This is a genomic window from Pseudomonas sp. NPDC087804 (assembly GCF_044742965.1).
Classification (GTDB): Bacteria; Pseudomonadota; Gammaproteobacteria; order Pseudomonadales; family Pseudomonadaceae; genus Aquipseudomonas; species Aquipseudomonas rustica.
Map to the genome: position 1 here is coordinate 100,107 of NZ_JBIUVN010000015.1, position 9,052 is coordinate 109,158.

At 58.5% G+C, this 9,052-nt stretch carries 10 protein-coding genes; 6 read left to right on the forward strand and 4 right to left on the reverse strand.

Annotation, left to right across the window (positions count from 1 at the left end):
- Together ACIOMO_RS18660 and ACIOMO_RS18665 are read left to right on the forward strand one after the other, a co-directional pair.
- Positions 1 to 2,377, forward strand: a 2,377-nt coding sequence (locus tag ACIOMO_RS18660; RefSeq protein ID WP_401242739.1) for a Lon protease family protein, incomplete at its 5' end; no start/stop codon positions are given.
- Positions 2,378 to 2,687: 310 nt separating this feature from the next.
- Positions 2,688 to 3,002 carry a hypothetical protein gene (locus ACIOMO_RS18665; protein ID WP_053123993.1) on the forward strand — a complete coding sequence of 105 codons (315 nt, stop codon included), beginning with the start codon at positions 2,688 to 2,690 and terminating at the stop codon, positions 3,000 to 3,002.
- Between the two features lie 36 nt (positions 3,003 to 3,038).
- Here ACIOMO_RS18665 and ACIOMO_RS18670 read toward each other — a convergent pair whose 3' ends face one another.
- Entirely contained in the window at positions 3,039 to 4,868 is a 1,830-nt protein-coding gene (locus tag ACIOMO_RS18670; protein ID WP_401242742.1) for a hypothetical protein, read from the reverse strand.
- Positions 4,869 to 5,027: 159 nt separating this feature from the next.
- Here ACIOMO_RS18670 and ACIOMO_RS18675 point away from each other — a divergent pair, with 159 nt between their 5' ends.
- The 3 genes from ACIOMO_RS18675 (at position 5,028) to ACIOMO_RS18685 (ending at position 6,696) form a co-directional block, all read left to right on the forward strand.
- Positions 5,028 to 5,516 (forward strand): TIGR00645 family protein, encoded by a 489-nt coding sequence (locus ACIOMO_RS18675; protein ID WP_053123989.1) that lies wholly within the window; start codon positions 5,028 to 5,030, stop codon positions 5,514 to 5,516.
- A 134-nt stretch (positions 5,517 to 5,650) separates the two neighbouring features.
- A complete protein-coding gene (locus ACIOMO_RS18680) occupies positions 5,651 to 5,956 on the forward strand; it encodes a DUF6482 family protein (RefSeq protein WP_401242744.1) in 306 nt (101 codons plus the stop codon).
- Positions 5,957 to 6,078: 122 nt separating this feature from the next.
- Entirely contained in the window at positions 6,079 to 6,696 is a 618-nt protein-coding gene (locus ACIOMO_RS18685; RefSeq protein ID WP_008078561.1) for an FKBP-type peptidyl-prolyl cis-trans isomerase, read from the forward strand.
- Between the two features lie 119 nt (positions 6,697 to 6,815).
- On the opposite strand, the gene ACIOMO_RS18690 is transcribed toward ACIOMO_RS18685, so the two are convergent.
- The 3 genes from ACIOMO_RS18690 to ACIOMO_RS18700 all read right to left on the reverse strand — a co-directional run bounded on the left by ACIOMO_RS18690 (position 6,816) and on the right by ACIOMO_RS18700 (position 8,735).
- Positions 6,816 to 7,073: a hypothetical protein gene (locus ACIOMO_RS18690; protein ID WP_282356887.1), complete on the reverse strand. Its 258-nt coding sequence runs from the start codon at positions 7,071 to 7,073 to the stop codon at positions 6,816 to 6,818.
- A 207-nt stretch (positions 7,074 to 7,280) separates the two neighbouring features.
- Positions 7,281 to 7,622 carry a zinc ribbon domain-containing protein YjdM gene (locus ACIOMO_RS18695; protein ID WP_053123983.1) on the reverse strand — a complete coding sequence of 114 codons (342 nt, stop codon included), beginning with the start codon at positions 7,620 to 7,622 and terminating at the stop codon, positions 7,281 to 7,283.
- A gap of 144 nt (positions 7,623 to 7,766) precedes the next feature.
- Entirely contained in the window at positions 7,767 to 8,735 is a 969-nt protein-coding gene (locus ACIOMO_RS18700) for a polyprenyl synthetase family protein (RefSeq protein WP_053123982.1), read from the reverse strand.
- A gap of 240 nt (positions 8,736 to 8,975) precedes the next feature.
- On the opposite strand from ACIOMO_RS18700, the gene ACIOMO_RS18705 reads away from it, so the two are divergent.
- Positions 8,976 to 9,052 (forward strand): bL21 family ribosomal protein (locus ACIOMO_RS18705; protein WP_401242750.1); only part of this gene is annotated, 77 nt, incomplete at its 3' end.

Sequence of the window (9,052 nt, forward strand, 5' to 3'; positions counted from 1 at the left end):
CCAACGCCTTATCAGCTTCACTACCACCAATGATCTGGAGCCCTTTCGCGGTGTGCTCGGCCAGGAACGCGCGGTCGAAGCCTTGCAGTTCGGTGTGGCCATGCCACGCCCCGGTTACAACGTGTTTGTCATGGGCGAGCCCGGCACCGGCCGTTTCTCGTTCGTCAAACGCTACCTGAAGGCCGAAGGCAAACGCCTGCAGACCCCGGCGGACTGGGTCTATGTGAACAATTTCGATGAGCCGCGCGAACCCCGCGCACTGGAGTTGCCATCCGGCACCGCCGCTTCGTTCATCGGTGACATCAACGGTTTGATCGATAACCTGCTGGCGACGTTTCCAGCAGTCTTCGAGCACCCGTCCTACCAGCAAAAGAAAAGCGCCATCGACCGCGCCTTCAACCAGCGCTACGACAAAGCTCTCGACATTATCGAGCGGCTGGCCCTGGAAAAAGACGTCGCCCTTTATCGCGACAGCAGCAACATCGCCTTCACGCCGATGCTCGACGGCAAGGCGCTGGACGAAGCCGAATTCGCGCAGTTGCCGGAAGCCGACCGCGAGCGTTTTCACGATGATATTTCCGGCCTCGAAGAACGTCTGAACGAAGAACTCGCCAGCCTGCCGCAATGGAAGCGCGAGTCGAACAATCAACTGCGTTCGCTCAACGAAGAAACCATCACGTTGGCGCTGCAGCCGTTGCTGTCGCCGCTGTCGGAGAAGTACGCCGAGAACGCGGCGGTCTGCGGTTACCTGCAAGCGATGCAGGTGTACCTGCTGAAAACCGTGGTCGAGCAACTGGTCGACGACAGCAAGACTGACGCCGTGGCGCGCAAGCTGCTTGAAGAGCAATACGCGCCGAGTCTGGTCGTCGGTCATCCAGTCAGCGGTGGTGCGCCGGTGGTATTCGAGCCGCACCCGACGTATGAAAACCTCTTCGGTCGTATCGAATACACCACCGATCAGGGCGCGCTCTACACCACGTATCGTCAGTTGCGTCCGGGCGCTCTGCACCGCGCCAACGGCGGCTTCCTGATCCTTGAAGCGGAAAAAATGCTCAGCGAGCCATTCGTGTGGGATGCGCTGAAACGCGCCCTGCAATCGCGCAAACTGAAAATGGAATCGCCGCTGGGCGAGATGGGCCGTTTCGCCACGGTCACGCTCAACCCGCAGCACATTCCGTTGCAGGTCAAAGTCATCATCATCGGTGCGCGGTCGCTGTACTACACGCTGCAAGACCTCGATCCGGACTTCCAGGAGATGTTCCGCGTTCTGGTCGACTTCGACGAAGACATCCCGATGGTCGACGAGAGCCTGGAGCAATTCGCCCAGCTGTTGAAAACCCGCACCTCGGAAGAAGGCATGGCGCCGCTGACCGCCGACGCGGTGGCGCGTCTGGCGACTTACAGCGCACGGTTGGCCGAGCACCAAGGGCGTTTGTCGGCGCGTATCGGCGACCTGTTCCAACTGGTCAGCGAAGCGGATTTCATCCGCCATCTGGCTGGCGATGAAATGACCGATGCCGGCCACATCGAGCGTGCGCTGAAAGCCAAAGCCACGCGCACTGGTCGCGTGTCGGCGCGGATTCTCGACGACATGCTCGCCGGGATCATCCTCATCGACACCGATGGCGCGGCAGTCGGCAAGTGCAACGGTCTGACCGTGCTCGAAGTCGGCGACTCGGCGTTCGGTGTGCCAGCGCGGATTTCCGCCACGGTGTACCCGGGCGGCAGTGGCATCGTCGACATCGAGCGCGAGGTTAACCTTGGCCAGCCGATCCACTCCAAAGGCGTGATGATCCTCACCGGGTATCTGGGCAGCCGTTACGCGCAGGAATTCCCGCTGGCGATTTCCGCGAGCATCGCGCTGGAGCAATCCTATGGTTACGTCGATGGCGACAGTGCATCGCTGGGCGAGGCGTGCACGCTGATTTCGGCGCTGTCGAAAACCCCGCTCAAGCAGTGCTTCGCGATCACCGGCTCGATCAACCAGTTCGGTGAAGTGCAGGCGGTCGGTGGGGTCAACGAGAAGATCGAAGGCTTCTTCCGTCTCTGCGAAGCACGCGGGCTGACGGGCGAGCAGGGCGCGATCATTCCGCAGGCCAACGTGGCCACGCTGATGCTTGATGAGAAGGTATTGGCGGCGGTGCGTGCCGGGCAGTTCCACGTTTACGCGGTGCGTCAGGCTGATGAGGCGTTGAGCCTGCTGGTCGGCGAACCAGCCGGTGAGCCGAACGCCGACGGCGAATTTCCGGAAGGCAGCATCAATGCACGGGTGGTCGAGCGCTTGCGCGACATCGCTGAAATGATCAGCGAAGAAGACCTCAAGGAAGCGGAAAAGGAACTGGCCCAAGAGGCGTTAGCCGAAGCAAAACCGGCTTAAGGTCAAACGCGGTCAAAACTGTGGGAGCGAGCCTGCTCGCGAAAGCGGTGTATCAGACGACGAATAAGTTGCCTGAAACTCCGCATTCGCGAGCAGGCTCGCTCCCACATTTGTTTTGTGTAATGACATCAAAATTCGCCACTACTCTGACGTCAAACTTCACACAATGACCATTCGGCGCCTGCTGGTTCTATCTGGCTTGCGCAGCGGACTTTTCTTCTATTCTCAGCTCAAGGATATCGACAGTATCACTGGATCGAGCCAGTCCTCCCGTGGGGGCTGAATACCGGCTTCACCGAGGGTCGCCGCCATGTCGCGCAACCTCTGCCTCACCCGTCAATGCCTGGGTCTCGTGACCCGCATCGAATGCGCCATCAAGCCGTTGGCCGGCGATAACGGCATGTGGACGCTACTCTTCGCCGCCGGTATGGCCGGCGAACAACCTTCCGCCATCAAAGCCCAGGGGCCGTTTCACGGGCCGATCGCGGCCGAGTCGATTCTCGACACCATCGTTGAGAGCCTGACGCTGCACGGCTACGAACTGGCCGACGATCCGCAAATCTGGAGCCTGCACCTGCAAGCCCAGCTGCGCCAAATCAACGGAGGCCGCAGCCGCGCCCTGTAGGAGCTGCCGCAGGCTGCGATCTTTTGATCCTGTTCCTCAAGGCGCCGCGTCGGACGTCTGCGCCTTGTCGAGTTTGACCTCAAAACCATATTGCACGGTGGCGAGGTCGGTGCGCTGATAGGTTTCCACGTGAGTCGGGCGACCGTAAAAATAATGCACGCCGACTAACGCCGGGCCCTCTGCACTGGCGTCGTGACTGACCGAAAGAATTTCCTTCAAATAATTACCGCTGTCGTCTTTGACGAAGTAGCGATATTCGTTGGCCGGAAACAATTTCAGATCCACCAGCAGCGTGTTGTTCTTGATCTCCAGCCCTTTGGGCAACGATTTTTCGTCGTAGGCCTGCTTGGCCACGGTCGCCAGAAACAACGGCATCGAACCAACGGCAATCGCCGGGGTTTCCGGAAACAGATTCAAATCGTAAGTAATCGTCGCGCGCAACGGATCGACCTGGTACGCCTCGGGCGGCAGTTCGATCGGCTCGTCGAGTTTGCCGTTGTGCTTCTCGGTAAAGAACGTCACCGGGCTTTCGCCGGGGTTGAAATCGTCACCGAGCAATTCATCGTTGAACGTGCGGCGGTGGGAGAACTCGATGCGTGCGGCGCTCGGTTCTTCGACGGATTGATGGATGCGCACACCGGCCTTCAATTGCTCTTCGGTCAGGCTCGCGCCCTTGAGCCAGCTCACCGTCTGATCGTCGTAAACCGTCACCGGCAGATCCAGCGGCTGAATGGCTTTTTCCGTGGTGTGCTGTTTGAAGGCGCGGATCGGCAAGTCCAGCGCTTTACGCGATACGGTCACCGAAGAGAAATCCAGCACACTGACTTCCAGGGTTTCGATCGGGCCGTTGAAGTAGACCTTGTTGTAGCGCTTTGGATGTTTTTCCTCGAACGCCTGTTGCTCGGCGGTGAGCTGTTTGTCCAGCGCATCGCTCCAGGCTTTCTGCTGTTGCAGGTTCGTCAGTTGTTTTTCGTAGAACGCCACTTGCTCCGGGCTCTCGTTGATCGAGCCGGCACGCACCAGGTATTGACCGCTGGCATCGCGGGCCTGAACGATCATCGGATTGAGCTGCGCCTCAGCCACTTCCGGGGCCAATGGCTGACTGTTGCTGAATTCGACTTCGGCGGAATTCTTTTCAAGCTTCAGCAGTTTCACGCTGAGGTTGTCGTTGGTGCGGGTCTGGCCAACGTCTTTCTGCGTCAGGTCGAAGCTGTACAGGCGACGCGGCGCGATGACTTCGAGCTTGCCTTGCAGGCTGACCGGTTGCGGCAGGCTCTTCTTGTCGACGTTCAGACCGTCGATGAACGGGTAGGTCACGGTCAGGTCATCGGGGTTGGTGACGTTGGAGCTGGAAGGGCTGAGCTGAATGCCGGGATCGGTTTCCGACCATTCCGGCTGGTAGCCAATGACGCGTTTATTACTCAGCGTGACCGACTGCCACTCCACACCATGAGGAAAGAGGAAGCCGCCGGGAATATTGAGGTTGAAAGGGAACACCGGTTGCAGGTCGGTGAGGTAGTCGGAGCTTGAATCCTTGTGCAACACAAACAGACCGTTGATAAAGGTATCGACCAATGCCTGCGGGCTTGGATAATGCTTGAGCACGCCGAGGGCGTCTTCGCCGTATTCGGTTTTCGCCGGGTTGCTGTCGAGTTTCTGTTTTGCGCGCTGGAGCAACAGCAATGAGCCGCCGAGTTCGCTGACGGCGTCCTTGAGTTTCGGATCGGTGATGGTGTCCAGGGATTGTTCGAACTTGGCGGTTTTCTCTTCAAGACTTGTCGCGTGCTTCTCATCGCCGGGCGAGCAACCGCTCATCAGCAGCGCGAAGCAAATTCCGGCAGTTGTTATCGGCAATCGCACATCCATTTCCACGCATCCTGTCCAACGTCACTGGGCTTTCATAGGTTTGGACACTAGCAGAAATTCTTTGTCATACGTGCGCAAACGGCGGATTCAGGACGGTTTCTGGCGGTCATGACGGACTGGTATACTCGCCGCCATTTCCAGCCCCCAGTGTGAGATTCAATGGAACGCTTTATCGAAAACGCAATGTACGCCACGCGCTGGCTGCTGGCGCCGATCTACATCGGCTTGTCCCTCGGTCTGCTCGCGTTGGCACTGAAATTCTTCCAGGAAATCGTCCATATCCTGCCCAACGTGTTTGCGATGGCCGAGTCGGATCTGATTCTGGTACTGCTGTCGCTGATCGACATGGCGCTGGTCGGCGGCCTGTTGGTGATGGTGATGATTTCCGGGTACGAGAACTTCGTCTCGCAACTGGACATCGACGAGGGCAAGGAGAAGCTCAGCTGGCTGGGCACCATGGATTCGTCTTCGCTGAAGATGAAAGTCGCGGCGTCGATCGTGGCGATCTCTTCGATCCACTTGCTGCGCATCTTCATGGACGCCAAGAACGTCGATCCCGAGCACCTGATGTGGTACGTGATCATTCACATGACCTTCGTGATCTCGGCCTTCGCCATGGGTTACCTGGACAAGCTCACCAAGCACTGATCGATTGCTAAACGTTGCAAAACACCGCCCGTCTGTTGCGAAACAGACGGGCGGTGTCGTTTGTGGCTTGTGCTTTCGGGCGTGCGGGCATATCCCTGTAGACGTCCTGATTCGCCACCGCGAGAGGTGCGCACATGAACCTGCAAGAGTTGAATGCGTTTGCCATTGCCAGGAAGGTCGATGAGCTGAATCTGATCTCGATGGAGGGCGGGATTTATCTGCTCGAAGCGCGGATGCATGGCGCGGCGTATCCGTTGAGTGATCCCAAGGGCAACATGCTGACGCTGCGTTCGGTGGAGCATGCGCGAGATTTGCTGCATGCCTTTCCGGTGCTGCCGTTCAACCTCGTACACACCTCGGTACATGATGAAATGTGTGGTCTGGGCCCTAGCAGCGAGGAAAGTCTGAAGGTGCCGCTGGCCTGGCGTTCAGCCCTGTAGGCGCTGCGTCCCATCGCCGAAGCATCTGTGCTAGTCTGCTCGCCCTTTTGGTTCCGGGCGCGCCGGGACGCGCTGTGCACGCACGGCAAGTCTTGTGGCCGTCCGCACAGCGGAGCAGTGTCATGTCCGAAGTAAATCTGTCCACCGACGAAACCCGCGTCAGCTACGGCATCGGCCGTCAGTTGGGTGACCAGCTGCGCGACAACCCGCCACCGGGCGTTAGCCTGGACGCAATCCTGGCCGGTCTGACCGACGCTTTCGCCGGTAAGGAAAGCCGTGTTGGTCAGGAAGAAATGTCTGCCAGCTTCAAGGTTATCCGCGAAATCATGCAAGCCGAAGCGGCTGCCAAAGCTGAAGCCGCTGCTGGCGAAGGTCTGGCATTCCTGGCTGAAAACGCCAAGCGTGACGGCATCACCACTCTGGCTTCCGGCCTGCAATTCGAAGTGCTGACTCAGGGCGAAGGCGCCAAGCCAACCCGTGAAGACCAAGTGCGTACTCACTACCACGGCACGCTGATCGACGGCACTGTGTTCGACAGCTCCTACGAGCGCGGCCAGCCAGCAGAATTCCCGGTTGGCGGCGTGATCGCCGGCTGGACCGAAGCCCTGCAACTGATGAATGCCGGCAGCAAATGGCGTCTGTACGTGCCGAGCGAACTGGCTTACGGCGCGCAAGGCGTTGGCAGCATCCCGCCGCACAGCGTTCTGGTATTCGACGTCGAGCTGCTGGACGTTCTGTAATCCCGTGACCTTGTAGGAGCAAGGCTTGCCCGCGAAGGCGTCCGGTCAATCGACATCAATGTTGAATGAAAGACCGCTTTCGCGAGCAAGCTCTGCTCCTACAGGGTTTGTGGCGTGTTTCATATTTCGATCTTGTGCTGCAGTTCATGGGTCGGGCGCAACGCCCGGGCGTAGCAGAACAGGAACAGATTGCGCACCAGTTCCTTGAGCACCATCGGCTCGCTGGAACTCAGGCTGCTGACATCCAGATCCCCTTGATCCTGCAGCTCATGCAAGGCTTCCTCTTCAAGCACCGCACAGACCTCGCCGGTTTCCCGGTGGAGGATCCTGAGGTAAGGGTGTGGGCGATCCAGCCAGGCGTCGATCAAATAAGTCATGGTTCTCATCTCCATTGAAGGTGTTTGATGAGAATAATTCTTATTATCGAAATAGCAAGCGCCTATTGGCGGATTCTGATTTTTTCCGGGTAAAGATTGCGTAAGGTCAAAACGGCTGGCGTTTGGCTATTGCGTGGATTTATTGAGGTACGGCGGGGGAGGGTGAAGCTCCATCCCACGGCTGGCGCGGGATGGATGACAGCGCAATCAGACTTTTCTGACGAACTCGGATTTGAGTTTCATCGGGCCGATGCCGTCGATCTTGCAGTCGATGTCGTGGTCGCCATCGCACAGGCGGATGTTCTTGACCTTGGTGCCGACCTTGACCACCAGCGAGGTGCCCTTGACCTTCAGATCCTTGATCACAGTGATGGTGTCGCCGTCCTGCAGGACGTTGCCGACCGAATCTTTCTTCACGGTGTCATCGGAGGCTGCTTCGGCTTCGCCGCTGGCAGACCACTCGTGGGCGCACTCCGGGCACACCAGTTGGGTACCGTCTTCGTAGGTGTATTCGGAATTGCATTTCGGGCAGGGTGGCAACGTGCTCACTAAGGCTCCTTGGGAGGGATCGCTAAAAGTCGCACATTGTATAGGGTTTTAGCTGTTCAGGCAGTCAAAAGCAAAAATCGCAGCCCCGACAACCCCTGTAGGAGCTGCCGAAGGCTGCGATCTTTTGATCTTGCTACAGCGATATCAGTGCGTGCGGGCGACCGCAAACTCACTCAGTTCAACCAGTGCATCGCGATACTCGCTTGCTGGCAGCGCTTCGAGGCACTTGATCGCACGGGCCACGTAATCGCGGGCCAGTTGCGCGGTGTACTCCAGCGAACCGGAAGCTTCCACGGCAATGCGGATGCTTTCCAGGTCTTCGATCCCGCCTTTCTGAATCGCCTGACGCACCAGTGCAGCCTGTTCCGGCGTGCCTTCGCGCATGGTGTAGATCAGCGGCAGGGTCGGCTTGCCTTCGGCCAGATCGTCACCGACGTTCTTGCCCAGGGTCTCGGCGTCGCCCTTGTAGTCGAGCAGGTCGTCGACCAGTTGGAACGCCACACCGAGGTGATCGCCGAAAGTGCGCAGGGCTTCGCTCTGCTCAGCTGTGGCACCGGCCAGCGCCGCAGCGCTGTGGGTCGAAGCCTCGAAAAGCATAGCGGTTTTGCCGCGGATGACTTCCATGTAGGTTTCTTCGGTGGTGCTGGCGTCGCGAACCTTGGACAGTTGCAACACTTCGCCTTCAGCGATGATGCGCGTGGCCTGGGACAGGATCTTCATCACCGGCATCGAACCTAGTTCGACCATCATTTCGAACGAGCGCGAATACAGGAAGTCGCCGACCAGTACGCTCGGAGCGTTGCCCCACATGGCATTGGCGGTCGAGCGGCCACGGCGCATGCCGGACATGTCGACAACGTCGTCATGCAGCAGGGTCGCGGTGTGCAGGAATTCGATGGTGGCGGCGAGCAGACGCATGTCGTCGCCTTCGCGACCCAATGCCTTGCCACACAGCAACACTAATAAAGGACGCAGGCGTTTACCGCCGGCCGACGTGATGTAATCGCCGATTTTCGATACCAGCGGTACTCGGGAAGTCAGCTGCTTCTTGATGATGCCGTCGACGGCGTTAAAATCGTCCGCCACCGCGCGGTAGAAAGCTTGGGGTTGCATCAGAGACAGTTGCTCCAGAAGGGTTGCGCGGCATGCTAGGACCCCCACCCGGACCTGTCAAGGCGCGATGGACGGCCTCTTGCAACACTTCAACAGCTTGCGTACAATCGCGCACCCTGAACTTCCTGGGCAGCACCTGCCTTACGCAATTGCAATCAGGCCTTCCAGCCTTATGCAGCCATGCCAGCCAATACCTCTTCTTATAAAGAGCTGGGTGAGCAGGATTATCGGAGAAATACCATGTCGTACGCAGTAATTGTTACTGGTGGCAAGCAATACAAAGTCGCCCCAGGTGAATACCTGAAGATCGAAAAACT

Bases quoted from the DNA above. Each gene is read 5' to 3' on its own strand.
- ACIOMO_RS18665 (WP_053123993.1), top strand. From the start codon at position 2,688: ATGTCGCGCAACCTCTGCCTCACCCGTCAATGCCTGGGTCTCGTGACC.
- ACIOMO_RS18680 (WP_401242744.1), top strand. From the start codon at position 5,651: ATGAACCTGCAAGAGTTGAATGCGTTTGCCATTGCCAGGAAGGTCGAT.
- ACIOMO_RS18690 (WP_282356887.1), bottom strand. From the start codon at position 7,073: ATGACTTATTTGATCGACGCCTGGCTGGATCGCCCACACCCTTACCTC.
- ACIOMO_RS18685 (WP_008078561.1), top strand. From the start codon at position 6,079: ATGTCCGAAGTAAATCTGTCCACCGACGAAACCCGCGTCAGCTACGGC.
- ACIOMO_RS18700 (WP_053123982.1), bottom strand. From the start codon at position 8,735: ATGCAACCCCAAGCTTTCTACCGCGCGGTGGCGGACGATTTTAACGCC.
- ACIOMO_RS18675 (WP_053123989.1), top strand. From the start codon at position 5,028: ATGGAACGCTTTATCGAAAACGCAATGTACGCCACGCGCTGGCTGCTG.
- ACIOMO_RS18670 (WP_401242742.1), bottom strand. From the start codon at position 4,868: ATGGATGTGCGATTGCCGATAACAACTGCCGGAATTTGCTTCGCGCTG.